The following is a 25,300-nucleotide window of genomic DNA, read 5'->3' on the forward strand; positions in this document are numbered from 1 at the left end:
GGGAGAGAGCCGCCTCACACTTGCGCTTCCAGGAGGACCGCCTCGTCGAAACAGGTGCGCGTCCCGGTGTGGCATGCGGGGCCGGTCTGGTCCACCACCAGCAGGATCGTGTCGCCGTCGCAGTCCAAGCGGACCTCGACCACCGCTTGCGTGTGGCCGGAGGTCTCCCCTTTCACCCAAAGCCGCCCCCGCGAGCGGGAGAAGTAGGTGCCCTGCCGGGTGGCGAGCGTGCGGGCGAGGGCCTCGTCGTCCATCCAGGCCATCATGAGCACCTCCCCCGTCCCCTGCTGCTGGACCACGGCCGCGACCAGCCCGTCCGCGTTGCGCTTGAGCCGCGCGGCGATGGCCGGGTCGAGCGTCGGAGCGGGCTCGGTCATCGGACCACGACCCCCTCTGCCGCCATCGCGGCCTTCACCTGGGCGATGGTGAGCTCCCCGAAGTGGAAGACGCTCGCGGCGAGCACCGCGTCCGCGCCCGCCCGGATGGCCGGGGCGAAATGCTCGGGCGCGCCCGCTCCGCCGGAGGCGATCACCGGCACGGTGGCGACCGCCCGGACGGCCCCGATCATCGCGAGGTCGAAGCCGGTCTTCGCGCCGTCGCGGTCCATGGAGGTCAGCAAGATCTCGCCCGCGCCGCGCTCGACGGCCTCTTTCGCCCAGGCCACCGCGTCGATCCCGGTCCTCTTGCGCCCGCCGTGCGTGGTGACTTCGAAGCCGCTCGCGAACCCTTCCGCGTCCTCCGCCCGCCGGGCGTCGATCGCGAGGACCACGCACTGCGCGCCCCACCGCGAGGCAAGCTCGCCCAAGAGCTCCGGCCGCGCCACAGCCGCCGAGTTGACGCTGACTTTGTCCGCCCCCGCGCGAAGGAGCGCGTCCGCGCTCGCGACGTCGCGCACGCCGCCGCCAACGGTCAGGGGGATGAACACCCGCTCAGCGGTGCGCCGGACCATCTCCAGCGTGGTCTGCCTGCCGTCGCTGGACGCGGTGATGTCCAGGAAGCACAGCTCGTCGGCCCCCGCCGCGTCGTAGGCCTCGGCCAGCTCGACCGGGTCGCCCGCGTCGCGAAGGTTGACGAAGTTGACGCCCTTGACCACCCGGCCCTTGTCGACGTCCAGGCAGGGGATGACTCGCGTGGCGAGCGTCATGAGACAGAACCTCCGCGTGAAAACCGCAGCTCATCAAGTCGAGCCACCATCGAACACAGTGCTAAGGCCATGAGACCGCCGCGAGCGCTTCGCGCAGGGTGAAGCTCCCCGCGTAGAGGGCCTTGCCGACGATGGCCCCCTCCACACCGCGCGGGATGAGCCCGGCGATTGCGGCGAGGTCCGCGACGCTCGACACGCCGCCCGAGGCGATGACTTTCGCCTCGGTCGCGTCGGCGACCTCGCCGAGCAGGGCGAGGTTCGGGCCCGCGAGGGTGCCGTCCTTGCTCACGTCGGTGACCACGTACCGGGCGCAGCCCTGCGAGTCGAGGCGCGCGAGGGTCTGCCAGAGGTCGCCCGAGTCGGAGACCCAGCCCCGCCCGCGCAGCCGCCAGCCGGTGTTCTCGTCGTGCAGCACGTCCAGCGCGATGGCGATCTTCTCGCCGTGCTCGGCGATGGCTTTGGCCGTCCACTCCGGGTTCTCCACCGCCGCGGTGCCGAGGTTGACCCTGGCGCAGCCGGTGGCGAGCGCGGCGCGCAGCGACTCGTCGTCGCGCAATCCGCCGGAGAGCTCCACGTTCACGTCCAGCTTCCCGATGATCTCGGCCAGCAGCTCGCGATTGCTGCCCCGTCCGAACGCCGCGTCGAGGTCCACGAGATGGATCCACGAGGCCCCTGCCTCCTGCCAGGCCAGCGCGGCCTCGAAGGGGTCGCCGTAGGAGGTCTCGCTCCCGGCTTCGCCACGGGTCAGGCGCACGGCTTGGCCGTCCACCACGTCGACGGCGGGCAGCAAGATCAAAGGCTCATTGGTCGGCACCGGACCATTGTGCCTCACGCTGCGCCTCTGTCGAATTTCTGGCGCCGGGCGAATCTCGGAGCATGATGTGACCGCAAGCCCATATGGAGCAGGCTGTGCGATCGCGCATACCAAGATTTTGGGTCTAGCGGGAACGAGACCGAGTCGTTATGATTTCGTTATGGCGCATTTCATGAACTCCGGTTTCTACCAAGCAGTCATCCACCAGGACAACGAGGGGTTTTGGATCGCCCTCTACGACACGCGGCGGAGCTTGCGCGAGAACCAGACCGCGCTCGAAGCCGACTTGCTGCTGGAGTCGGACGAGGCAGGCCCCGAAGCGGCGCAGAGCATCCTGCGCGAGCAGCTCGGCCTCGCCCCGATCGAGCCGTGGCAGCCGGTGACCACCCGCTACGGCCAGGGCTGGCGGGCCCTGTTCGGCGCGGACGTCCGCTCCGCCGCCGCGTAACCACCACGACGCCAGAGCGCGGGAAGCCCGCGTGACGAAGCCGAGGGGCTCGTCACGCGGGCTTCCGCGTTTCCAGGTCGCCACACCGCGTCTGGCTACACCTGGAGTCTGGCTACACCTGGATGATCAGCGCGACGCCTTGGCCACCGCCGCCGCAGAGCGCCGCCGCGCCGACGCCGCCGCCGCGACGGGACAGCTCCAGCGCGAGATGCAAGAGGATACGGGCGCCGGAGGCGCCAAGCGGGTGGCCGAGCGCGATAGCCCCGCCGTTGACGTTGATCCGCTCGGAGTCAAGGCCCAACGCGCGGGCCGAGGAGATGCCGACTGCGGCGAACGCCTCGTTGATCTCCACGAGGTCGAGCTCCGTCGGGGCGATCCCTGCCTTCGCGCACGCCTTCGCGATAGCGTCGGAGGGCTGCAGCTGCAGCGTCGAGTCCGGGCCCGCCACCGAGGCGTGGGCGAGGATCTTCGCCAGCGGCTTGAGGCCGAGCGCGGCGGCCTTGGCCTCGCTCGTCACCACCAGCGCGGCGGCGCCGTCGGAGAGCGGCGAAGAGTTGCCCGCCGTGATGGCCCCGCTTTTGTCGAAGGCCGGGCGCAGCGCGCCGAGGCTCTCCGCCGTCGCGTCGGGGCGCACGCCCTCGTCCTCGGCCACGACAACCGGCTCCTTGCGGCCGGGGACCTGGACCGGGACGACCTCGCGCTCGAAGAGCCCGTCCTTCCACGCCTTCGCGGCCCGCTGGTGCGAGGCGGCCGAGAACGCGTCCTGGTCCTCGCGGCTGACCTTCTGCCAACGCCCCGCCGGGGGCTCGGTGTTCACCTGGTCGGTGAACGCGCCCATGGAGAGCTTGCTGAACACGTCGGTGAGCCCGTCGTACTGCATGTGGTCCACCAGCGGCACATCGCCGAACTTGAACCCGGCGCGGCTGCCCGGCAGCAGGTGCGGGGCCTGGGTCATCGACTCCTGGCCGCCCGCGACGACGACCTCGTTCTCGCCCGCGCGGATCAGCACGTCGGCGGTCGCGACCGCGTCCAGGCCGGAGAGGCAGACCTTGTTCGTGGAGATGGCCGGGACCGACCAGGGCAGTCCTGCCGCGATCGCGGCCTGCCTCGCGGGCAGCTGCCCCGAGCCCGCCGTGAGCACCTGGCCCATGATGACGAGCTCCACCGCGTCGGCGGGAGCGCCGCTGCGCTCCAGCGCCCCTGCGATCGCAGCAGCGCCGAGCTGCGGCGCGGAGAGCGCCTTGAGGTTGCCGAGCAGTCGCCCGAACGGGGTGCGAGCCCCGCCGACGATCACTGAGTGAGACATGGCTGTCGCCTTTCTCGCGAGTACGCGGACGTGTCGAAATTCGAGTTCCAGCCTACGCCGCCGCGACGAGGCGCCCGCAGACGGTCACAGACTGCGGCGGAACGCCGCGACGATCTCCTCGAGCGTCTCCCGCCCGCCCGGGCCCGCGCCGCCGCGCACCCATTGCTCGACGGCCAGCCCGCACAGCCTGCCCGCGACGGCGACGGCGACTTTGGCCTGGAGGCGGTCGTCCACCCGGCGCAGCACGACTTCGACGATCTGGCCCTCGAACCGCTCTCCTGCTTTTGCGATCCGCTGGACGAGCTTGGCGTTCTTCTCCAGCAGCTCGCCAAGCTCGGCGGCGGCGGAGGCGGTTTCCGTGAAGCCGCCCCAGTTCTCCCGCAACGAGTCGAAAGCCAGCGCCACCACGTCGTCGAGCAGCGGGCCCGGCGCGGCGAGGAACCGCGCCACCGAGACAGGGGGCGGCGGGAGGTCGCGGACGCCGAGCACGGCGTCCTCTTTGGACGGGAAGTAGTTGAACACCGTCCGCACGGAGACGTCTGCCCGCTCGGCGATCTCCTGGACCGAGATGTCGTCCACCGAGCGCTCCAAGGCGAGCCGCCTGGCCGCGCGGTTGATCGCCGTCCAGGTTTGCCGCGCTTTCCGCTGCCGCAGCCCCTCCGCGGCGGGCCCGGCGGCAGTCATGCCGCGACGATCGCCCGGCTCCTGGCCCATGGCGCGAGATGACGGAACGGGTCGCGCCGCCGCACGGCCAGCAAGTCCTCGAAGCTGGACTCGATGGCCGCCCTCGTCGCGTCACGGACCGAGTCCACCCACTTCTCGACCGAGACCTTGGCGGGCTTCGCCGTCTCGATCGGCGGCGAGAACCGCAGGTACATCCGTTGCGGATAGCGGAAGGACGTGCCCGCGACGCCGCGTTTGACCGGCGGGAGCTCGGGCTCCTCGCCGGAGAAGGACTTGATCGCGGCTTTGACCGCCTTGCCCAACACGCCATCTGCCCTGTCCAGGACTTGATATTCGAAATCGGCTCCGACCAGCGTCGTCGGGATGATGGGATAGTTGTGCTGGACCGCGATCCTGGCGAACCCCTTGCGGTCGCCCCATCGGAGCTGGTGCAGCTCGTCCTTGCCCCGGCCCACCTCCGGCGCGCCGCCGGGGAACACGAGGATGGGCTCGTTCGCCGCCATGAGCGCGGCGGCGTTCTCCGGGCTGCCCACCACGCCGCCCATCGCCTGGAACAGGTCGCCGAAGAACCCGGGCATCTGGCCGAAGAAGCGGTGGGCGAGCCCTCGGACCTGCTTCCCGATCCGCCGGGACACCTCGTACTGGATCAACGGGACGTCCGAGCCGGAGATCACGTGATTGGCGACCAGCAAGAACCGCCCGTCCTCGGGGAGGTTCTCCAGCCCTTCCACATACGGCTTCTTCAGCGCCTGGGCGAAGTCCGCCACGAATTGGTACTCCGCGAACTGCTCCTTGATCCACTCGACCCGGTCGCCCGCAGCTTTTTCTTCACTGTTGAAACTTTGCATGAGTGCAACAATAGCAAGGGGCGGCTCCGACCGCAGCCCTGTTCACCAACGGCGAACAGGGCCCCTCCGGCCCCTTGCCTGCCAGCAGCTGCGATGCCAATGCCTGCGCTCCCCCGCCGACGCGTCGAACGCGGGCCACGCGACCACATGCGGCTCGCCCACCCGGATCTCGTGGTCGCACCCGGGGCAGCGGTACGGCTTCGTCGCCTTCATCCCGGGGACCGAGACCACGGTGTACTCCTCGTCCCCGTCCGGGCCCGCCTCGGTGGCAAAGGTTCGGAAGCTCGGCAACGGCGCGTCCGATCGCGGATCCGCGGAACGGCCTTTCTTGCCGCCCGGCGCTGCGTTCGGCTTCCGTCGTGGCACCAGTCAAGAGTACGGGCAAGACGACGGGTTCGGCGAGAGCGTTCCCAATCAACAGCGGCCTACGATTGGGCCAAAATTGTGGTACAGTTCACACCGGAGGGGTTGTGCGCGGGTACATCGGCGAAGTTCCGGCTAGTTGTTGCTATCTGAGGTGGTACGGATGAACGTGCGAGAGTTGCCGCGGATCACCACATTCGGCGTTCCGCCGAGCGGTTTCGACCCCGCTGCCGCGTCGGACCAGGAATTGATGCGGTACGGGTTCCCGCGTCGCCCCGCGCAGCCACAGCAGCGGGAACGCTACGAGCAGCTGCTCGCAGGGCTGGGGAGAGATCTGACGGTTGTGACCGCCAGAGTTGCTTGCCATGCGGAGGGATTCGCGGGCCGGGATTCGACGCTGAGGTTCACGGACAACGCCGCATGGTGCGGCGCGATCGTGGAGCCGCCGCGCGGCGATTCGTTCGACTGGGTGTTCGGCGAGTGGGTGGTGCCGCATGTGGGCGTGCCGACCGACGACCAGACCTATCACTGCGCCAGCTGGGTGGGCATCGGCGGCTTTCACCCGAACTCCGACTTGTGCCAGTCGGGGATCGCATCAACGAGCTGGACCGGATCAGTCGACAGCGGCGACGGCAGCCCCATCGAGCTGTTCGCGTGGGTGGAATGGATTCCCGCACAGCCGGTCACCATCTCCAACCTGACCATCAACGAGGGCGACGCGATCACCGTGATCGTCAATCCCGGCGGCGCGGCTTCGACATCGGCTTCGGTGCTGTTCGTCAATCGCACAAGCTCCACGGCCACGTCGTTGACCATTGGCAAGCCCGGCGGGGCGAGGTGGCTCGCCGACTCGGCGGAGTGGATCGTCGAGCGGCCTCTGTCCGGCCCGGTCGTCAACCCGAGCCTGACACAACTTGCCGACTTCGGGACCTTGGTGTTCGACATGGCGGACTCGGGCACCCACGCCGGACAGTCGATCGGCGCCGGAGCAGGCAAGACGACCAACATGTTCGACGACAACCACCGCATCATTGCGAAGGCTTCGCTGCCGGGGCCGACGAGCGCGCGATGCGACTTCGTCAATCCCTGGGCCGGCTGGGCCCGGATCCGCTCCGGCGTGTTCGCCCCGCAGACTCCCGTCGGCGTCGCGGTCGACGATTCAGATCTCGATCTGTACGCGGTCGGCTTAGACGGAGGCGTCTACACGAGTTGGTGGCGAGGCGGCCCGGCCTGGGGGAACTGGGCGAACACCGGATCGGGCGCGTTCGCGCAACTGACGCCGATCTCGGCGGTAGCCCGCGGCTCCGATCGCGATCTGTACGCGGTGGCCCCCGATGGGCGCGTGCACTCGGCGTGGTGGCGCGGCGGGCCGGACTGGGGCGGCTGGGCCCCCATCGGCCACCGGCACTTCCCGCCCGCAGCGCCGGTGAGCGCCGTGGCGCGCGACGATGATCTGGATCTCTTCGCGGTGGCGACTGATTCGCACGTGCAGTCGGCGTGGTGGCGCGGCGGCCCGAACTGGGGCGGCTGGGCCCCCATCGGCAGCGGGACATTCCCCGCAGGCACACCGATCACAGCGGTCGTTCGAGAAGCCGAACTCCACCTGTACGCCGTGGGGATGGACGGCGGGGTCTACTCTGCCTGGTGGAACGGGAATTGGCATGACTGGGGCCAGATCGGCTCCGGCGTGTTCGCGCAGCTGACGCCGGTTGCTGCTGCGGTGCGCGGCGCCGCCGTCGACCTGTTCGCCGTCGGAATGGACAGCGCCGACTCGGCCGTGTACTCCGCCGGGTGGCGCACAGGGTCGGGCTGGCAGGACTGGCAGCCCGTCGGCTCAGGCCTCTTCGCGCAGTTGACCCCGATCGCCGCAGTGGCACGCGGCACCAACCTGGACCTGTTCGGCGTGGGAACCGACGGCGGCCTCTACTCGGCGTGGTGGCGCAACGGCGCCGCAGGCTGGGAGGGATGGAATGAGATCGGCGGAGTCCACTTTCCCGACCGGGCCCCGGTCAGCGCTGTCACGCACGACGACACCGACATCGACCTGTTCGCCGTCGACCCCGGCGGCCACGCGCTCACCGCATGGCTCAACGTGCCTTGAACGGCGGAGCGTCCGACAAAACACCAGTTTTCGCTGGCCGGAGGACCGCTTGTCTTGCCAATGTTTCCGGCGGCAAGGAGACAGCTTGTCTGCGTCTTGACGAGGATCGCGAGTTTCCAGGGGCCCGCCGCCGTGTTCTCGGTCTCCTGCGCTGCGGAACGGAACACAGCGCGCCCACAGCAGATGGCAACGGGACCTGCGAGGACTCCACCTCGACATCCCACTGTCTTGATGGACACCACGAAAAGCCCGCCTGCTGCGCAGCTGCTGAGCGCTGCGAGGCACGGGCTCGGGCCGGCGCTAGGATCAGACCACCAGCCCCCGTAGCCCAATGGCAGAGGCAGCGGACTTAAAATCCGCCAAGTGTCGGTTCGACCCCGACCGGGGGTACCGAGGCACCCTGGCTCAGGAGTAGCAGCGCTCCAGCTCGCTCAACGCGTAGAAGAAGCCGGTCGCGGGGACGCAGGACGGCCCGTATCTCGTCGGCTTGCCGTCGAGGAGCATCCGCACCTGCGCGCCGCCCGCGCCGTCGCGGAACACCTGCCACTCCACGCTCGCGCCGAGCGGCGACTGCTCGAACCCGTACCATCCCGTCGCCGCGTAGCTGAACTGCTGCCCGAGAGGCAGTTGCCGGTCGGAGCCGGGAACGCGCAAGAGCGCGAGGAAGGGAATAACCTCCTCGGCGTGGCTGAACCGGAACAAGGAGCCCGTGCCCTCCCGTGCCTGCCGGAGGAAGTCCACGAGCAGCGGACGCGCCATCGCGAAGGTCGCGTCGCGGCCTGCCAAGGACGGCCCCTTCTGGATGAAGTCTTCGCCGTCCGAGACGAAGCCGAAGGCCCCCGCGTCCGGCGGCCGCACGACGGACGAAAGGTCGAAGGGGCCCTCGACGGCCATCGCCGGGGAGATCGCGTAGAGGTTGTAGATCATGTTCGCGGCGTCGACCACGCCGCGCACCGTCGTCTTCCCGTCCGAGGAGACGAAGGTCGACGACCCGTCCGCGAGGGCGTCCACGAAAGGCTCCGCGAATGCTCGGAGGAGGATCGAGCGCGCCGCCGCCTGGGCCGCAGGGGCTTCGTCGACTTGCTTCACGGCGGCAGCGACATCGGGGTCCGTTTTGACGTAGCTCTTGTACGCGGCGTCTGTGTTGTGGAAGTACAGGAGGTCTGTCCGGACCTCGGGCTCGCCGACGGAGGCCTCGGGGACCGCCGCCGCGAGAGCCGCTCCGAACGCCTGCGCGCTTGCGGTGGCGCGCGGCTCGCCGGAGCTCTGGAGCGCGACCGGGCCGCGCAGCGCCTCGCGGTCCCGGGCCGCCGTGCGCGAAGCCAAGTCACGCATCTGCCGACGGCCCGCTTCGGTGAGATTGCCGTACCCGTTCGCCACGTTCGCCGCCGCGATCCGCTGGGCGGTCACGCCGAGCTGCTCCCCCGCAGGCGTGAGCTGGCCCCGGCTGCGGGCGGACTCGACCATCTTGATGGTGAGGTCGTCGTACTTGGCCGAGGAGAGCCCCCGCGCGCCGTGCCTGGTGAGCGTCTCCACGAAGACCAGCCGATAGCCGCCGGGCGCGGGCGGGAGCCCGCCGGGGAAGTAGTCGGCGATGGCTTTGGTCCCGTAGGACTGACCCGACCCGTCCGCCCCGGCTGGCGCGGCGCACACCGTGCCGAGGATCAGCGCGGCGAGCATGGCGAGCGAGCGACGTCCCATACCTGGAAACGTATCCGAGCAGCCCGAACAGCATGCCGCGCCGCGATGAACACTTCGTGCCCGCCGTGGGGCGGGACGACTACTCCACCGGCGGCAGGCCGCAGCGCTGCAGCTCGTACTTCGGCACCCGGTCGATCCGGTAGCCGGTGAGCCGGAGGGAGTGCTTGAGGTTCTGTTTGAACCGGGCCCAGGTGAGCGGCGCGCGGTACGAGTCGAGCAGCTCCGCCGTCTCGGGGCAGGAGAGCGCCTCGCGGGCCTGGCGCACCCAGACGCTGTCGAATTGGGCGGGCAGGTAGGGGTGGTCGTCCGCGCCGCCCGCGTCCGCGATCACCCAGTCGCCGAACAGGAGCTTGTCGTGCCCGAGCCTGCCGTTCGGGATGCGCTCGGTGTGCGAGGCGAGCGGATAGGCGAGGCCCATCTGGTCGAGCACCCGCACGTCGAGCGGCAGGTTCATGCTCGACATGCCGAGGTTCAGGAAGTACACGGTGGTCCGGTACGGCTGGCCGCGCAGCGGGGGGTCCGGGAGCGGGTCGAGCACCCAGTCCGCGTCCCAGCCGGGGAAGAGCACCCCGCCGGTCGGATTGGCCGCGACCGCCTGGACCAGGCCGTGCATCCTCGGGTAGTCGAGGTAGTCCTCGGCGAGGACCGGGTGCGCGTGGCCGGTGTTCGCCGAATAAAAGCGGCGCTCGTCCACGATCCCGTACTCGTTGACGGCGGTCGGGTCGCCCCGGTGGGCTCCGAAGGCGGCGAAGAGCGCCCACACCGCGATCCCCGCCCACAAGCCCCAGGGAAGCACTGCTGCCAATGACTCCCGGCGAAGCAGCTGGATGAGATGCGAGGCGGCAGGCGACGACTGGGGGCGCCTCCCGCTTGCGGGGGAGTACCGAGATAGCGAGGAACGAGCGCGTACACGAGGAGCCGACAACGACGCAGATCGCCCGCTGAACGCCGGGAGCGGGACCACCATGATGGGGAGCAGCATGCAGAACAACGGGGCGAGGAGCACCCTGCCGTGCATGAAGTCGCCGCCCTCGTGCACCCAGTACAGCGCCTCGATGAGGCCGAACGCCGACAACGTCCCCGCGACGACCCCCGGCCGCGTCGCCCAATGCGCCGCGTCCGCGCGCTCCCTGTCCACGGCTTGTGCCCCGGCCCGGTCCTCGGAGCGCCGCCGTCCGGCCAGCACCAGCACGAGCAGCGCCAGGACGAGCAGCGCGGGCAGCCACAGCCAGTACGGCCCGGCGAAGTCGGCGAGATAGTGCCACCCTTGCGACCATTTCGAGCCGCTCGCGTCCTTCGCGACCGCCGGAGTCGGCACGAGCACCCCGTAGTAGCCCATCCGGAAGATCTGGTAGCCCACCGGCACGGCGCCCGCCGCAACCGTGATCAGGAGCCGGTTCGGCCACCCGACCGGCGCGAGCACCATGAGCAGGAGCATCGCTCCGCCCACCAAGGCGAGCTCTGGGCGCACCAGCGGCGCGAGCCCGGCGAGGAAGGCGGCCGAGCCGAGGACGAGCCTGCCGGGCGCCCTGGCCTCCTCCGTGCCACCGCGCTCCCACGCCTCGCACAGCCGGACGAGCGACCACCACAGGAGTCCGAGCCAGAAGAGCGACAGGGAGTTCTCCAGGCCCGAAGTCGCGAAGTCCCGCGCCGGATCGGTGGCGATGTAGACGAGGGCGCCTGCGGGCAGCAGCGCCCCGGCGCTTCCCGCAGCGGATCCGCGCCGCCAGAACCGCCGGGCCCCCGCCATCGCGAGCAGCAGCCCCGTCGCCGAGAGGACCAGCGCGAGGCCGAGCACCAAGTACTCCAGCCGCAACCCCGTGGCCCATGCCAGCGCGAAGACGAGGTACGTCCACGCGGTCGAGGTGTTCGCCTCCACCCGCTCCCCCGCGTTGAAGACCGGGCCGTTGCCCGCCAGCAGGTTGCGGACCGTGCGCAGCACGATCAGCCCGTCGTCCGCGATCCACCGGTGCTCCCACGCCCCGAACATGAACAGCCCGGTCGTGAGCACGGCCCCGATCCAGAACGCCTGGCCTTTCGCGAGACGTCCGGCGGCCTTCGCCCGATCCCCGGCCCAGCGGGCGCTAGCTCGCAAAGACGGCTGCTCCCATGATTAAGAGCCATGCGAGCGCCGCCAGCTGCAGCACTCGGTCGGAGAAGGCGATGTCTTCCGGCTCGCCCGCGTCGGCGCTGTCGATATGCACCGCGTACCGCAGGATCGCGAGCAGGACGGGCACGATGGACACGGCGTACCACAGGCCCGCCTTGGCCGGGTGGACGCCGTCGAGCGCCCAGAGGCCGTAGCACAGGACCATGCTCGTCGCCGCCATCGTCCACACGAACCGCACATAGGGGCTCGTGTAGCCCTCCAGGGACTTGCGGATCTTCGCGCCGCTGCGCTCGGCGACCGCGAGCTCCGCGTAACGCTTGCCCGCCGCCATGAAGAGCGACCCGAAACCGATGACCAGGAGGAACCACCGCGACAGGTCGATGTTCGCCGCCGAGCCGCCGCCGACGGCCCGGAGCAAGAAGCCGGAGGAGACCACGCAGATCTCCAGCACCGGCTGATGCTTCAAACCGAAACAGTAGGCGAGCTGCAGCCCCAGGTACACCGCCATCACGACGGCCAAATGCCAGTTCGCGAGGAAGGACACGCCGAGCGCGACGGCCATGAGGACCACGGCGGCCCCTGCCGCGAGCGGGACCGGGACGATCCCCGCGGCGATGGGCCGGTTGCGTTTGGTCGGGTGCGCCCGGTCGGCCTCGACATCGCGGATGTCGTTGACGAGGTAGATGCTGGACGCGGCCGCGCAGAACGCCACGAACGCGACGAGGATCGGCGGCAGGATCTCTTTGAGGTCCACGTGCGCATTACTGCTCAGGGCCGCGAGCGGCGCGGCGAGCACAAGGACGTTCTTGACCCACTGCTTGGGGCGCATGCCCCGGATGAGGCCCAGGGCCGCGTTCTGGCGGCGGGGGGCGGTGCTCGGAGCCTGCTCGGTATCTGTCATGTCTCGTCCTTCACGCCAAAGGTTTTCAGCCACGTCTTTTCACTTGTGAGCTCTGGGGCAGCTGCCCGGTAGCGCTTCGCGAGCGAGCCGTATTCCCTGGCCAGGCCGACAAACTCGCCTGCGAACTCCTTGGCGAGGCGCACGGCCTCGGCGCGGGAGCGCTTGCGGTACACCACGCCCGCGCCGCCGGACACGGTGACGGTCACGCCGTCCACCTTCGACAGGAGCCACCACCAGGAGTCTTGCGCCGCGACATTGGCCTGCGGGCGCTCGTGGTGCTCGGGGTTCTCCCTGCGGAGCTGATGGGCGACGGCGGTGGCCATCCTGACCACCTTGCCGACCTTGCCGAGCGGTTTGCGGGTGCCCGCCATGTCCCGCCCGGACGGCAGCGGCAGCTCCGTGGCAGAGGTGATGAGCTGCGCGTCCGGGTAGCCTTTGCGCACCGTCTGCGCGTCGCCGAGCGCCTTTGGCAAGAGGGCGTGCAGCCCCTCCGGGCCCGCTTTGAAGTCCCGCACCGCTTTGAGCTGCAGCGCGAGGGTCGAGTACTCCATGGTGAGGGCGTGGAACAACGTCGCCTTCGCGAGGTGGACGTACAGGCCGAGCCGGGAGCCGTCGTGGTGCAGCGCCGCGACGATGAGCCGGTTGCGCAGGTGGAAGTACGACTGCCAGTCGATCCGGTCGTCTTTGTCCGCCCAGGCCATATGCCAGATGGCGGCGCCGGGCAGGCCGACCGTCGGGTAGCCCGAGCGCCGAGCGCGCAGCGCGAGCTCGACGTCGTCCCATTTGATGAAGAACGGCATCGGCAGGCCGACCTCTTCGAGCACCTTGCGCGGGATCAGGCAGAGCCACCAGCCGTTGAACTCCACGTCCACCCTGCGGTGCAGCTCCTTGGTCGCCAGGAGCGGCTTTTTCGCGAAATCGTGGTCGTAGCTGGTGTTCGGCGCTTTCTCCCAGATGAGCCGGACCCGGTCGAGCACCTCGCCCATCGAGTGCAGGTGCGAGCGCTCCTGCAGGTTGAGCATCTGCCCGCCGACGATGGTCGGGGTCTGCGCCCAGCGGCCGAACGAGACGAGCCGGAGGATCGACTCCGGCTCGACGTCGACGTCGTCGTCCATGACGACGAACCGCTGCGCCTCGGTCGTGGTGAGCGCCTCGTGCATCACCCGGGCATAGCCGCCGGACCCGCCGAGGTTCCCCTGGTGATGGACGACGAGCCGGTCCCCGAGCCGCGCTGCGGCCTCCGCGAAGCCGGGCTCGTCCTTGGCGTTCTTCGTGCCCTGGTCCACCATGATCACCGCGCCGACCCGCGCGTCGAGCTCCGGGTCGGCGGTGAGGGCCGCGAGCGCGTTGACCGCGTCCGAGGGGCGGTTGAAGGTGGGGATGCCGATCGTCACCTTGGCCTCGGGGCCGGTGCTGCCGCCCGGCGGCGCGGTCGGCGAATGCCAGCCCGCCCGCTCCAGGACCACGGGCTCCTCCTCGGCCGTCACGTCGAACCACATCCAGCCCCCGTCCTCGAACGCGGTGAGCGGCAGGTCGAAACGCAGGGTCTGCGTCTGGCCGGGGACTCCGACCTCGGTGACGGCGGAGTCGAGGAGCACCGGGGCCGCGTCGGCCTTGGACCGGTACACCTGGACGCCCGCGCGCCCGGTGAGCTCGATGTGCAGCGTCACCGACTGCAGGGTCGTCCAACGCCGCCAGTACGCGGCGGGGAAGGCGTTGAAGTACGTCGCGAAGGAGACCTCGGTGTCCGGGCGCATGCGCAGCCGGAACCGGTCGATCGCGTGCGCCCTCGGCGTCGCGGGGTTCGGGTGCTCGACGTACAGCCGCCGCACCCCCGCGGACTCTCCGGCCCTGGGCAGGACGAGGCGCTGCAGCAGTGTCTCGTCGACCTGGTGGGCCGTATCGGTCTGGCTCATACGGAAGCCTCCTCCTTCTCCTCCCCCGTCCACGCTCCAGTGGCGAAATACGGGCGCAGCTCGTTCTCGAACATCCGCATGGCGCTCGCGATGGCCATGTGCATGTCCAGGTATTGGTAGGTGCCGAGGCGGCCGCCGAACAGCACCCGGCGCTCGGCGGCCTCGCGCTTGGCCAGCTCGCGGTACGCCGCGAGCCGCGCGCGGTCCGCCGGGGAGTTCACCGGGTAGTACGGCTCGTCCTCCCGGTTCGCGAACCGGGAGAACTCGCGCATGACCACAGTCTTGTCCTTGGGGTAGTCCCGCTCCGGGTGGAAGTGGCGGAACTCGTGGATCCGGGTGTAGGGCGCGTCGAGGTCGGCGTAGTTCATCACGGCGGTGCCCTGGAAGTCGCCGACGCCGAGCACTTCGGTCTCGAAGTCGAGGGTCCGCCACGCGAGCTCCCCCTCCGACCAGTCGAAGTACCGGTCGATCGGGCCGGTGTACACCACCGGGGCCTCGGGGTTCTCCTCGCGCAGGCGCTCGGCGAGGTCGAAGTAGTCGACCCCGGTGCGCACCTCGATCAGCGGGTGGTCGGCCATCTTCGTCAGCCACGCGGCGTAGCCGTCCTTCGGCAGGCCCTCGAAACGGTCGTTGAAGTACCTGGTGTCGAAGGTGAGCCGCACCGGCAACCGGGTGATGATCCCGGCGGGGAGCTCGCGCGGGTCGGTCTGCCACTGCTTGGCGGTGTAGTCCCGCACGAACGCCTCGTAGAGCGGGCGGCCGATGAGCGAGACCGCCTTGTTCTCCAGGTTCAGGTCCGGGTCGCCAGTCGCCTCGGCGGCCTGCGCCGCGATGAACTCCCGCGCCTCTTCGGGGGTGAAGGAGCGGCCGAAGAACTGGGACATGTTCGCGAGGCCGAACGGCAGCGGGTAGACCTGCCCGGCATGCTTCGTGAAGACCCGGTGCTGGTAGTCGGTGAATTCGGCGAACCGCCGCACGTAGTCCCAGACCGCGACGTTCGAGGTGTGGAAGAGGTGCGCGCCGTACTTGTGCACCTCGATCCCCGTCTCGGGCTCCGCCTCCGACCAGGCGTTGCCGCCGAGATGGGCGCGGCGGTCGAGGACCAACGCCCGCTTGCCCAGCTCCCTCGCGGCGCGCTCTGCGACGGTGAGGCCGAAGAAACCGGAGCCGACCACCACGAGGTCGTATGAGGAAAGCAGGGGCACGGGGTCTCAGGGTATCAGTATCATCGACCGCATGGGCCTCGTCATTGAACGGTTCGACCACATCGTCCTCAACTGTCGCGACGTGCAGGCCACGGCCTCGTGGTACGAGTCGGTGCTCGGTATGGCCGTGGAGCAGTTCGGGCCGCAAAAACGGACCGCGCTGAAGTTCGGGAACCAGAAGATCAACCTGCGCCCCACCGGTCCGAACGAGGGCTGGGCCACAGGGGCCTCCGACGCGCCCGGCTCCGCCGACGTCTGCTTCATCACCGCGTCGCGCCCGGACGAAGTCCTCGCCTCGTTCGCTCGCCTCGGCGTGGACGTGGTCGAAGGCCCGACGCCGAAGACCGGCGCGCTCGGGCCGATGACCTCGGTCTACTGCCGAGACCCGGACGGCAACCTGGTCGAAGTCGCCTCCTACGACCATTGATGGCCCCCGCGACGATGCCCGGCACGACGGCTGCGCTGCCAACGGGACGAGCCTTCCCGCTGGGGAAGATCCTCCTCCTCTCGCTGTGCATGGTGGTGGTCATCACCGTCGAAGTCGGCCCGGTCGGCGTCCTGCCGCAGATCGCGGCGGATCTGGGGGTCCCACAATCCCGAGCCGCGCTTCTGGTGAGCTGTTACGCGCTCACCGTGGTCGTCGCCTCCGTTCCTGCGATCCGGCTGCTCGACCGGTTCGACCGCAGACAGGTGCTCATGCTCTCGATGGGCTCCTTCGCCGTGTCGACCGCAGCCCTCGCCGTCGCCCAGAGCCTGCCGTTCGCGATCCTCGCCCGCGTGGTCGGCGGCTTCGGCCATGCGATCTTCTTCGGCGTCGGCATGGACATCACCCACCGGCTCAGCCCGCCGAGGCGCATGGTCGCAGCCGTGGCGATCTTCTTCGCGGGCAACGTCGTCGCGCTCGCGCTCGCGGTCCCCGCTGTCGCGGCGGTCGGCGGCCACGGCTCGGGCTGGCGGGGCGTCTTCCTCGTCCTCGCCGCCTGCGCGGCCGTCGCCGTCGCCATGGCAAGGCTGCTCCTGCCCCCGCTGCCGTCGGGAAAAATGCCATCGGGGCAGCCGCTGCTGCGGTCGCTGTTCCCCCGGCCCGACCGCAGCGCCACGGTCGTCTGCGTCTTGGGCCTGCTCTGGCTCACCGGGCATTTCCTCGCGTTCACCCTGCTGCGCGCCGAGCTGACGGGCTCGGGCTTCCCCGACCGGCTGGCCCCCGCGCTCCTCATGGCGTACGGGATCGACACCATCGCGGGCACCGCGCTCGCGGGGACTGTGGACCGGCGCCGGTTGCGCGGCGCCGTCGCCGCAGGCTTCCTCGTGCTCTGCGCCGCGCAGCTCTGCCTGTGGTCGCTGCTCCCCGCCGTGTGGCCGTCCTTCGCCGCCGCCGCGCTGTGGGGGGTCGGCTTCGGGGCCATCCCCACGCTCAACTCGGCGGCCCTGCTCCATTACTCGCGGGTCTCGGCCGACCTGACCGCGAGCATGCTGAACTCGGCCTGCAACATCGGGATCAGCGTCGGATCGTTCGCGGCAGGCCTGGCGTACCAGAGCCTCGGCCGCACATCGGCCTTCTTGCTCGCGGCGGCGGTCTTCGCCGCAGGCGCGCTGGGCACGCGGGCCCTGCGGGAGCGGACTGGCTAGGCGGCCTCGGTGATGGACAGGCCGACCGTGCGGTCCTTCCCGCGCAGGTTCGATCCTGTCACGATGAGCCAGCCGACGACCCCGTATTTCTTGACAATCGCCGCCCGGGCGCGTTCGGTCCCCGCCGCGTCCAGGACCGCCGCCGTCCCCTCGACGACCGGGCCGAACGGCTTCTTGCCCCGCGCGTCGCAGGCCTGCACCGTGACCCGAGGGGTGTTGCGGATGCGCTTCACCTTCCAGGAGTCGCCGACGGTCCAGATCAGCAGCTCGCCGCCGTCGCGCGCCGCCCAGATCGGGAGTGGTTTCGGAGTGCCGTCCTTGCGGAACGTGGTGAGCAGGACGTACTTCCCAGCGGCGATCTGGTCGAAGAGTGCGGTCATGAGCTCCATCGTAGCGAGTCACTCGGCGATGGACAGACCGATCATCGCGCCTTTGCCGCGCAGCTCGCTCGTCGCGATCGCGACCCTGGCGAGCAGCCCGAACTTCTGGACGACCGCCTTGACCGCGCGCTTGGTCTCTGCCGTGTCCAAGATGGCCGCGCGCGCGTCCAACGCCGGGCCGAAGGGCTTCTTCCCCGTGCGGTCGCAGGCCTGCAGCGTCACCCTCGGCGTGTTCCGGATCCGCTTCACCTTCCAGGACGTGGCGGGGGTGAGCAGAAGCAGCTCGTGGCCTGCTCGGACCGCGTTCACCGCAGTGGGCTTCGGCGTGCCGTCCTTGCGGTATGTCGTGAGCAGAATGTACTTCTCGGCGCTGATCTGATCGAAGAGTGCGGTCACTCGGCAATGCTACGCGCGCCGCGTCCGGACGATGTCGGCTAGGCTCGCAGGGTGAGCACTTCCGACGCACTGGAACTGGCCGATCTCTTGCCCGAGCCGGTTGCCGATTTCATCGAGCCGATCCTGCCCCGCAAACGCGGTTTGCGCGCCAAGACCGGGTCCGCCAAGACCGGGCTCGGCGAGATCCTGTCGCGCTCGCGGACGTTCGCGGAAAAGACGTTCGCGCTGCCCTCCCGGACCCGCAAGGGCGACGTCGGGACCGCGCTCGCCGAGATCGGGGACTCGTTCGAGGGCCTCGCCCAGGTCGTCGTCGACCGCCTGCCCGCCCCGCTCGCGGAGCTCACCCCGCTGCGCGCGCCATCGGGAGCCCGCGAGCAGGCCGGCTCCTGGAACCTCGCCTCGATCACTGCCGCGCTGCTGGGCCTCGGGCCGCTGCACTTCCTCGCGCCGCAACCGTTCGACAAGATCATCCCCCCGAGCCTGCCCGGCCCGCCCCGGCTCTGGACCTACCTGTCCGGAGTCGCGGAGATCGGCGTCGGGACGCTCCTCGTCATCCCGCGCACCCGCAGGCTCGGCGGCCTCGCGGCGGCCTCGCTGTTCGCCGCTGTCTACCCCGCGAACGTCCAAATGGCCAAAGACCTCGACGGCAAGAACGCCGTCCTCGAAGCGGTCGCCTATTGGCGGCTCCCGCTGCAGTTCCCCTTGATCTACGGCGCGCTGAAGATCGCCATCACCGGCCGCTGAGGGCAGTCAGGGGTTCAGCGCAGGAGCGCGGCGAGTTCTTCGGCGGTGTACAGGTCGTCGAAGACGATCGTCTTCCCCGACGCGACCTCGTGGACCGCGCCCGAGACCTTGGCGGCGCCGGTGAGCCGCTGCCACGCGAGCCGGTAGAGCGACAGCTGCGCCCGGGCCTTGCGCGGGTCGGTCCGTCCGGTCTTCCAATCCACCACCACGAATCCGCCGCCCGGCTGGGCGAACACCGCGTCGATCCGCCCGCGCACCAGCACGCCGTCGAGGTTGAGCTCGAACGGCGCCTCCACCGCGACCGGGCTGCGCGCGGCCCACGGCGAATCGAGGAACCTCTGCCGCAGCTTTTCGTACGCGACTTCGTCGTCGTCCGCCGCGCCAGGCAGCTCGTCGAGGCCCAAAAGCTCCTCCGAGAGGTACCAGCCCCGCACCCACTCGTGGAACCCGACGCCTGTCTGCGCCTCGGGGGCGGGGGGCCGGGGACCGCGCCGGGCCCGTTCCTGCTCGAAACCGACCGGGTCCGTGACGAGGCCGACGACATCGCTGACCGTCAGCCCGGCGCGCTCAGCAGCCGAGCCCGCCACAGTGCGTTCGGCGATCAACGCCGCAACGGCCTCGAACAGCTCGCTGTCGTCGTCGGGCCCTGTCTCCGCAAGCCCTGTCTCCGCAAGCCCTGTCTCATCGGCAAGCACTGTCTCGTCGGCAAGGCCCTTGGCCAGGGCCGACCGCACGAGGTCGGCGCCCCGCTGGACCGCCGCCCGCCGCCCGAGGAGCGGGTCGGCGGGCCACACCGCGCCCTCGGCTTCGCCGATCAAAGGATTGACCGCGTCCAGCGCGGGCGACTCCGCCCACGCGTCGGGCGCTCCGCGCACCGCCATCCCAGCGGCGGCCAGCGCGTCGTGCCACTCGACTAGGAACGCGGAAGGCCCAAGCGGGCGCTCGACGCCTTCGGCCCACCAGTGCCCGGAGAGCAGCAGGGTCCGCTTGGCGCGCGTCACCGCCACGTAGCCGAGCCTGCGCTCCTCCTCGCCGGACAGCTCTTTCGCGGCCTCTCGCTCCGCGCGGAGCATCTCCTGCAGCTCCGCCCGGTCCTGCGAGGACGTGAGCGGGCCGAGGTCGTCCGGCGGCAGCTCGGCGAGGTCGCCGATCCACGTGGAACGCGGCCTGCCGCTCGGGAACACGCCTTTGACGAGGTGCGCGACCGCGACGACGTCCCATTCCAAGCCTTTGGCCGCGTGCACGGTCAGCACCTGCACCTTTCGCGGGTCCGGCGCGGTCTCGCCGACCGGCAGCCCCCGCTCGACCGTCTCCGCGACGCGGAGGTAGCCGACCAGGCCGGAAAGGCTCGCCCGCCCGCCGATCAGCGCGACGCCCTTGGCATGCTCCGCCACCACCGACGCGAACGACGAAAGCCGCTCCTTCGTGTGCGGCCCCGCCTCGACGGCGAGCCCTGTCGTCCGCTCCGCCAACGTCACGAACTCCGGCAAGGGCCGGTCCAGCTGCCCCCGGAGGCGTTCGAGCTCCCCCGCGAGCACGAGGAGCCTCGCGTGGCCTGCGGAGGAGTACCGCGCCGGGTCGCCCAAGTCCGCGAGCGCGTCGCCGAGGCCCGCGTGCTCGGCCCCGTCCTCGGCGAGGACCGCTGCGAGCTGGGCGACCAGCTCGTCCCAGCCGGTCGGCGACTGAGACACAGCACTGCCGGTCGGCGACTGAGACACAGCACTGCCGGTCGGCGACTGCTGCCGCTGACGACTCGGACCGAGCTCCCCGACCCGCGCCGCCAGCGCGGCCAGGTCCGCCGCGCCGATCCGCCATCGGGGGCTCGTGAGCACCTGCAAGGCGGCAGCGGACGAGCTCGGGTCCGCCACCAGCTCCAACATCGCGACCAGGTCCGAGACTTCCGGCGTGGCGAGCAGGCCGCCCAGCCCCACCACTTGCGCCTCGAGCCCCGCCGCCGCCAGCGCCTCCGCGATGGGGAGCGCATCGGCGTTCCGGCGGACCAGCACGGCCGCGGTCGCTCTCTCCTGCGCGCCCCGATCCCGCGTGTCGAGGGCCTCGCGCAACCGCTCGGCGATCCATGCCCGCTCCAGCGCCACGTCTTCGAAGAGGGCGGCACGCACCTCGCCGTCCGGGGCCTCGGGGCGCGCCGTCAGCTCCGGAACCGCCTGGCCGGAGCCGCGCAACGGCGCGGCGGTCAGGTTCGCCAGCCGCAGCACCGAGGACGGATTGCGCCAGCTGGTCATCAGGGTGAGCGCGTCAGGCGCGTCGAAGTCCGTCCGGAACGCCGCGAGGTTGCCTGCCGAAGCGCCGCGCCACGCGTAAATGGCCTGGTGCGGGTCGCCGACCGCAGTGACCGCCACCCCGCTCCCCGACCCGAACAAGGCGCGGAGCAAGATCCGCTGGGCGTAGCCGGTGTCCTGGTACTCGTCGAGCAGCACCACGCGGCGCGCCCCTGACTCCTCGGCTCGGACCTGCGGGAACTTCTCGGCGAGCTCCGCCGCGCGAGCGGTCTGCGTCGCGAAGTCGGTCGCGCCGCTGGACCGCAGCCGCTCCTGGATCCGTTCCACCACGCCGAGCAGCTCCACTCTCGCCTGCTGCACCGCGACCGCGTCTCGCAATTCGAGCGAGGGCTCGGCCCGCTGCCTCGGCCCTTTCGGCAACGTCGCCACCAACCGCGCGAGCGCTTCGGCCGCGTCCGTCACCCGCTCCGGCCCCGCCAGTTGCTCCGCCATTCTCCGGCCCAATGCGGTGACCGCCTCCGCCGCGCCGACCAGGCCCCTGTCCACCGCGAGCAACGACTCCCAGCCCGCGACCGTCTCGTACGCGAGCTGCCACATCCCCGCGTCGGACAACACGACGCGCCCGCCCGCCGCCGCGTCCGCCGAGGGGGCAGCGCTGCCGCCCAGCAGCAGCCCCCACTGGGAAGCCAGCTCGCCCGTGTACGCGTCGTATGTCATCACCTGCGGCTCGGAGTTCTCCAGCAGGTCGCCGAGCCGCCCGGTCGGGTCTGCCCGTTCGATGAGCGGCGAAGCCGCGAAACCCGCCAGCCGCAGGCGAATGCGGCTCAGCATCCCCCGCGCGGCCGACCTGGTGAACGTGAGGCCGAGCACCTGCTCCGGCTCCACCAGCCCATTGGCGACCAACCAGACCACGCGGGCCGCGACGGTCTCCGTCTTCCCCGACCCCGCCCCGGCGAGCACCACCGACGACGTGAGCGGCGCGCCGATCACCCGTTCTTGCTCCTCGCTCGGCAGTGGCGCGCCGATCGCTTGGGCGAGGAGCCGTGGACTGATCGTCATGCCGGGCCTCGCAGGCCTGTTTCCCGAGACCCCTCTTCCCGAGACTCTTCTTCTCGAAACACCTCTTCTCGAAACACCGGGCAGCAGCGCCTGCCCGGGCAGCTGCCGCAGCCGGAGTTCGGCCGGGCGCGGAACGCCGGCCCGGTGGCCGCCCCGGCGGCCTCGCGGATCAAGCCGGTCCACTCGGCCGCCGAGTCCTCGGCGAGGGCTGGCTGCTCGCGCTCGGCGGCTCCCACCTCTTTGCGCGGGGCTCCGAGGAAGACCAGCCTGGCCCCCGCAACCGGTTCGTCCCGTGCGGCCCGCACGATGAGCTGGTAGCAGGCCAGTTGCGCGTCCTCGCGGACGTCCGCCGCGCTCCTCGGCGTCTTCGCGGTCTTCAGATCCACGATCACAAGCTCGCCGTCCGCGTTCTTCTCCAGCCGGTCGATCCGGCCCTTGAGCTTGACTTCCGGAGCCGTCCCTGCCAGCCCCGGTGCATCAGCGGGATGAGCTGCAAGGCGGAAGGAGTCGACTGGGGGCGCCTCCCGCTTGCGGGGGAGCGCCGGGGAGGCGGAGCGTGCACGAGACTCCGACAACGCCGCAGGTCGGCCGCTGAGCGCCGGGAGGGTCATCTCCACGGGGATCTCCACCCCTACCTCGGCCAGCTCGCCGCGCGACGCGCCCAACCATGTCGAGAACGTGGCAAGAAGCCGTTCGAGCTGGTCCCGCCGCCGCCCGGCTGCCCAAGGCGGCCTGGCGGAGCGGGCGTCCGCTTGGCGTATCGCCTCGTCCAGCGCCGAGGACAGCTCCTCCTCGGCGAACCGCCCCGAGACGGCGGCCAGCAGGTGCACCGCCGTTCCGGCGGCGGCCGCCTCGCTTGGCGCGGACGTCGCCGCCCGCTCGTACAGCCAGCGCAGCGGGCAGACGAGCAGCTGCTCCACACGGGAGGGGCTCAGCGTCACGGCGCCGCCATCGCCGAGCGGCTCGTCCGTCGAGACCTCGGCGAGCCCGTGCCAGCTCTTCGGATGCGCGCCGATCACCCCGACCCGCGCCAAATCGGCGAGCGCCGAGGCCGCGCGGCGCGCCCCGTCCTCGTCCGCCCCACAGGCCCGGCTGCGCAACTCGGCCACCACGCCGGCCGCGCTCCACGGCGTCGCCCGCCTCGCCTGCCGAGGAGCCACGTCGGATTCCTCCTGCGCGAAACGGGCCAACGGGGCCAAGAAACGCGACGGCACGAGATCGCCCTCCCCTTCCACCGCAGTGACCAGCAGCTGCTCCCGAGCTCGGGAGCAGGCGAGATACAGCAGCCTGCGCTCCTGCGCCAACACTTGTTTGCGCATGTCGAGCCTCGCCTCTGCCTCGATTCCCGACAAGGCGGCCGCCAGATCGTCCACGCCGAGCAGCGAGCTCGACTCCGAAAGCCCCGGCCAGAGGCCTTCCTGCACGCCGCAGACCACGACAACATCCCATTCCTGGCCCGCCGCGGCGTGCGCGGAGGACAGCGCCACCGCCTCGGACAGGCCCTCGCCGCCGAGCCTCCCCGACACGGGCAGCCGCTCGCCCTCGATCCGGTCCGCGAACCGGGCCAGCGCTTGGCCTGTGTCTCGAGGGCCAGCGGCCCACGAGTCGGGCGAGGCATGCGCCCGCGCGGCGGCGAAGAGCGCGTTCACCGCCGCGAAATCTGGCTCCGCGAGCGCCTCGTCGCCCCAGCGCTCTTCCAGCTCGCTCGCCGACCACGCCGCCCACAACACGTCCTCCACGCCCCGCGCTTCCCGCGCCGCCGCCCTGGCCGACCGCCACACGGCGCGCAGCCGCAGGACGGACTCGGGCGCCTCTTCCCCGTCTTCCTCGTCGCCAAGACGGTCCTCGTCAAAGACGAGCGCGGCGAGGGATTCGAGCGACGGGCGGTCCGGCTCCTGGGCGCGCAGCCGTCGGCGCAGCGCGCGCGCCTCGGCGATAGTGGCTCCGGCCAATGGCGAGAGCAAGAGGGCCAACGCCGTTGAGGGTTCGAGCGTTGTCCCCGCGAGCGCCTTGAGCAACACCAACAACGCCGATACGGTCGTATTCGCGGCGAGCGGCCCGCTGGCGCCCGCCGTTCGCAAGGGCACGCCCGCGAGCGCCGCCGCCCGCGCCAAGGACGGGGCGAACGCCGGGACAGAGCGGACCAGCACCGCCATCTTCGACCACGGGACATGGTCGCGGGCATGCGCCCTGCACAACGCCTCGACCACCCCCTCGGCCTGCGCGGCCGTCGTCGGGTACAGCCGCACCCGCGCCTCGCCCGTGCCGGACTCGCGCGAAGTCGCGACCTTGCCCGCCGCCCGAGGCGCGACTGCCTCGACCAGCTCCGCCACGGGGGCGGACAGGCGCCAGCTCGGCCCGAGGCGCAGCCGCTCGGCGCGCCGCCACAGGTCGAGGCTCGTCTGCGCGCCTTGGAACCAGAACACCGACTGGTCCGGATCGGCGGCGAGGACCGCGAGATCGGCCCGGCGGACGAGCAGGTTGACCAGCCGGGCCGCTTGCGGGTCGAAATGCTGCGCGTCGTCGACCAGCACAACGAGCGACGTCGGGGCGGGCCCGATCGGCCCTGCCTTTGGCACGGTCAGCAGGTCGGGGTCCTCCGCCGCCGCGTCCAGCGCGGCGGTCAGCAGCTCGGCCGCGTCCAGCGACCCCGGGCTCCCCGCCGGGTCCGCCATGCCGACCGCGTTGCGCAGCGTCATCACCTGCTCGTACTCCTGCCACGTCCGCCCGGCCGCGACCCACTCCGGGCGGCCGCGCTCTTTGCCGAGCGCGATCAGCCCCTCGGGGCCGTGGCCGTGCTGGGCCGCGCGCTGGAAGACCGACCGCAGTTGCGCGGTGAACTCCGCCGAGCCGAGCGCGCCGCGCAACGACGCAGGCCAACGCCCGGCCTGCTCGGCGGCCAGCTCGCGCAACGTCGCGTCCTGCTCCGCCGCAGGGATCAACCGGGGCGGCGGATTGCCGAACGTCCGCGCTTTCGCTTCAAGCAGCGCGAACGCATAGGAATGCGTGGTCCGCACCAGCGGCTTGGCGAGCACCAGCTCCGGGCTCGCGCGCAACAGCCTTCGATGGATCTCGCCGCGCAGCAGATCGGCGGCGGCTCGGTTCGAGGCGAGGACGACCACCGCCGTCTCGGGCCGCAGCGCCCAATGGCACGCCAGCTCGACCACCAGCCGCGTCTTGCCCGTCCCAGGGCCGCCGACAACCATGACCGGCTCCCGCCGGGCGAGCGCCGACTCCTGGAACAGCCGGGCAGGCTCGTCGAATGGCTGGGACGCGGTCATCGCCTCCATCTCACCACTTCGATCCGACAA

Annotated in this window: 21 protein-coding genes and 1 tRNA gene; 6 read left to right on the forward strand and 16 right to left on the reverse strand. The window is 70.9% G+C overall.

Annotation, left to right across the window (positions count from 1 at the left end; genetic code table 11):
- Positions 1-14 precede the first annotated feature (14 nt).
- The 3 genes from hisI to priA form a co-directional block, all read right to left on the reverse strand.
- The gene (gene hisI, locus ACRC20_RS15235; protein WP_438687230.1) at positions 15-377 is read right to left on the reverse strand and encodes a phosphoribosyl-AMP cyclohydrolase; all 363 of its coding nucleotides are present in this window, start codon (positions 375-377) and stop codon (positions 15-17) included.
- Positions 374-1,144 carry an imidazole glycerol phosphate synthase subunit HisF gene (gene hisF / locus ACRC20_RS15240; RefSeq protein ID WP_438687231.1) on the reverse strand — a complete coding sequence of 257 codons (771 nt, stop codon included), beginning with the start codon at positions 1,142-1,144 and terminating at the stop codon, positions 374-376. The genes hisI and hisF overlap by 4 nt, the downstream gene beginning before the upstream one ends.
- A gap of 61 nt (positions 1,145-1,205) precedes the next feature.
- Entirely contained in the window at positions 1,206-1,940 is a 735-nt protein-coding gene (gene priA, locus ACRC20_RS15245) for a bifunctional 1-(5-phosphoribosyl)-5-((5-phosphoribosylamino)methylideneamino)imidazole-4-carboxamide isomerase/phosphoribosylanthranilate isomerase PriA (RefSeq protein ID WP_438687431.1), read from the reverse strand.
- 178 nt (positions 1,941-2,118) lie between these two features.
- Between priA and ACRC20_RS15250 the strand changes: the two genes are divergently transcribed.
- Positions 2,119-2,406: a hypothetical protein gene (locus ACRC20_RS15250; RefSeq protein WP_438687232.1), complete on the forward strand. Its 288-nt coding sequence runs from the start codon at positions 2,119-2,121 to the stop codon at positions 2,404-2,406.
- A gap of 112 nt (positions 2,407-2,518) precedes the next feature.
- Here ACRC20_RS15250 and ACRC20_RS15255 read toward each other — a convergent pair whose 3' ends face one another.
- The 4 genes from ACRC20_RS15255 to ACRC20_RS15270 all read right to left on the reverse strand — a co-directional run bounded on the left by ACRC20_RS15255 (position 2,519) and on the right by ACRC20_RS15270 (position 5,610).
- The gene (locus ACRC20_RS15255; protein ID WP_438687233.1) at positions 2,519-3,712 is read right to left on the reverse strand and encodes an acetyl-CoA C-acetyltransferase; all 1,194 of its coding nucleotides are present in this window, start codon (positions 3,710-3,712) and stop codon (positions 2,519-2,521) included.
- An 84-nt stretch (positions 3,713-3,796) separates the two neighbouring features.
- Positions 3,797-4,396 (reverse strand): TetR/AcrR family transcriptional regulator, encoded by a 600-nt coding sequence (locus tag ACRC20_RS15260; RefSeq protein WP_438687234.1) that lies wholly within the window; start codon positions 4,394-4,396, stop codon positions 3,797-3,799.
- Positions 4,393-5,244, reverse strand: a complete 852-nt coding sequence (locus ACRC20_RS15265) for a lysophospholipid acyltransferase family protein (RefSeq protein WP_438687235.1) — start codon at positions 5,242-5,244, stop codon at positions 4,393-4,395. The genes ACRC20_RS15260 and ACRC20_RS15265 overlap by 4 nt, the downstream gene beginning before the upstream one ends.
- Before the next feature lie 42 nt (positions 5,245-5,286).
- Positions 5,287-5,610, reverse strand: a complete 324-nt coding sequence (locus tag ACRC20_RS15270; RefSeq protein ID WP_438687236.1) for an ATP/GTP-binding protein — start codon at positions 5,608-5,610, stop codon at positions 5,287-5,289.
- Positions 5,611-5,770: 160 nt separating this feature from the next.
- Between ACRC20_RS15270 and ACRC20_RS15275 the strand changes: the two genes are divergently transcribed.
- Positions 5,771-7,708, forward strand: a complete 1,938-nt coding sequence (locus tag ACRC20_RS15275; protein WP_438687237.1) for a G1 family glutamic endopeptidase — start codon at positions 5,771-5,773, stop codon at positions 7,706-7,708.
- 317 nt (positions 7,709-8,025) lie between these two features.
- A tRNA-Leu gene (locus tag ACRC20_RS15280) sits at positions 8,026-8,098 on the forward strand.
- 15 nt (positions 8,099-8,113) lie between these two features.
- On the opposite strand, the gene ACRC20_RS15285 is transcribed toward ACRC20_RS15280, so the two are convergent.
- The 5 genes from ACRC20_RS15285 to glf all read right to left on the reverse strand — a co-directional run bounded on the left by ACRC20_RS15285 (position 8,114) and on the right by glf (position 15,541).
- Entirely contained in the window at positions 8,114-9,409 is a 1,296-nt protein-coding gene (locus tag ACRC20_RS15285; protein WP_438687238.1) for a histidine-type phosphatase, read from the reverse strand.
- 79 nt (positions 9,410-9,488) lie between these two features.
- Entirely contained in the window at positions 9,489-11,504 is a 2,016-nt protein-coding gene (gene zomB / locus ACRC20_RS15290; RefSeq protein WP_438687239.1) for a flagellar motor control protein ZomB, read from the reverse strand.
- Positions 11,494-12,420 carry a decaprenyl-phosphate phosphoribosyltransferase gene (locus ACRC20_RS15295; protein ID WP_438687240.1) on the reverse strand — a complete coding sequence of 309 codons (927 nt, stop codon included), beginning with the start codon at positions 12,418-12,420 and terminating at the stop codon, positions 11,494-11,496. Before ACRC20_RS15295 ends, zomB begins: the two co-directional genes overlap by 11 nt.
- Complete coding sequence (locus ACRC20_RS15300) at positions 12,417-14,336, reverse strand: glycosyltransferase (RefSeq protein WP_438687241.1); 1,920 nt, start codon at positions 14,334-14,336, stop codon at positions 12,417-12,419. Before ACRC20_RS15300 ends, ACRC20_RS15295 begins: the two co-directional genes overlap by 4 nt.
- Positions 14,333-15,541 carry a UDP-galactopyranose mutase gene (gene glf / locus ACRC20_RS15305; RefSeq protein WP_438687242.1) on the reverse strand — a complete coding sequence of 403 codons (1,209 nt, stop codon included), beginning with the start codon at positions 15,539-15,541 and terminating at the stop codon, positions 14,333-14,335. The genes ACRC20_RS15300 and glf overlap by 4 nt, the downstream gene beginning before the upstream one ends.
- A 31-nt stretch (positions 15,542-15,572) precedes the next feature.
- Between glf and ACRC20_RS15310 the strand changes: the two genes are divergently transcribed.
- Positions 15,573-15,968, forward strand: coding sequence for a VOC family protein (locus ACRC20_RS15310; protein ID WP_438687243.1), 396 nt, complete (start codon positions 15,573-15,575; stop codon positions 15,966-15,968).
- Positions 15,968-17,170, forward strand: a complete 1,203-nt coding sequence (locus ACRC20_RS15315; RefSeq protein ID WP_438687244.1) for an MFS transporter — start codon at positions 15,968-15,970, stop codon at positions 17,168-17,170. The genes ACRC20_RS15310 and ACRC20_RS15315 overlap by 1 nt, the downstream gene beginning before the upstream one ends.
- On the opposite strand, the gene ACRC20_RS15320 is transcribed toward ACRC20_RS15315, so the two are convergent.
- Together ACRC20_RS15320 and ACRC20_RS15325 are read right to left on the reverse strand one after the other, a co-directional pair.
- Entirely contained in the window at positions 17,167-17,550 is a 384-nt protein-coding gene (locus ACRC20_RS15320) for a PPOX class F420-dependent oxidoreductase (protein ID WP_438687245.1), read from the reverse strand. The two genes, ACRC20_RS15315 and ACRC20_RS15320, sit on opposite strands and share 4 nt — an antisense overlap.
- Before the next feature lie 18 nt (positions 17,551-17,568).
- Positions 17,569-17,946, reverse strand: a complete 378-nt coding sequence (locus tag ACRC20_RS15325) for a PPOX class F420-dependent oxidoreductase (protein WP_438687246.1) — start codon at positions 17,944-17,946, stop codon at positions 17,569-17,571.
- Between the two features lie 51 nt (positions 17,947-17,997).
- Here ACRC20_RS15325 and ACRC20_RS15330 point away from each other — a divergent pair, with 51 nt between their 5' ends.
- The gene (locus ACRC20_RS15330) at positions 17,998-18,690 is read left to right on the forward strand and encodes a DoxX family protein (RefSeq protein ID WP_438687247.1); all 693 of its coding nucleotides are present in this window, start codon (positions 17,998-18,000) and stop codon (positions 18,688-18,690) included.
- 14 nt (positions 18,691-18,704) lie between these two features.
- Here ACRC20_RS15330 and ACRC20_RS15335 read toward each other — a convergent pair whose 3' ends face one another.
- Complete coding sequence (locus ACRC20_RS15335) at positions 18,705-21,989, reverse strand: UvrD-helicase domain-containing protein (protein ID WP_438687248.1); 3,285 nt, start codon at positions 21,987-21,989, stop codon at positions 18,705-18,707.
- Positions 21,986-25,270, reverse strand: a complete 3,285-nt coding sequence (locus tag ACRC20_RS15340) for a PD-(D/E)XK nuclease family protein (RefSeq protein ID WP_438687249.1) — start codon at positions 25,268-25,270, stop codon at positions 21,986-21,988. The genes ACRC20_RS15335 and ACRC20_RS15340 overlap by 4 nt, the downstream gene beginning before the upstream one ends.
- Positions 25,271-25,300: the final 30 nt, after the last annotated feature.

The sequence above is a fragment of the Segniliparus sp. genome (assembly GCF_051660745.1).
GTDB lineage: Bacteria > Actinomycetota > Actinomycetes > Mycobacteriales > Mycobacteriaceae > Segniliparus.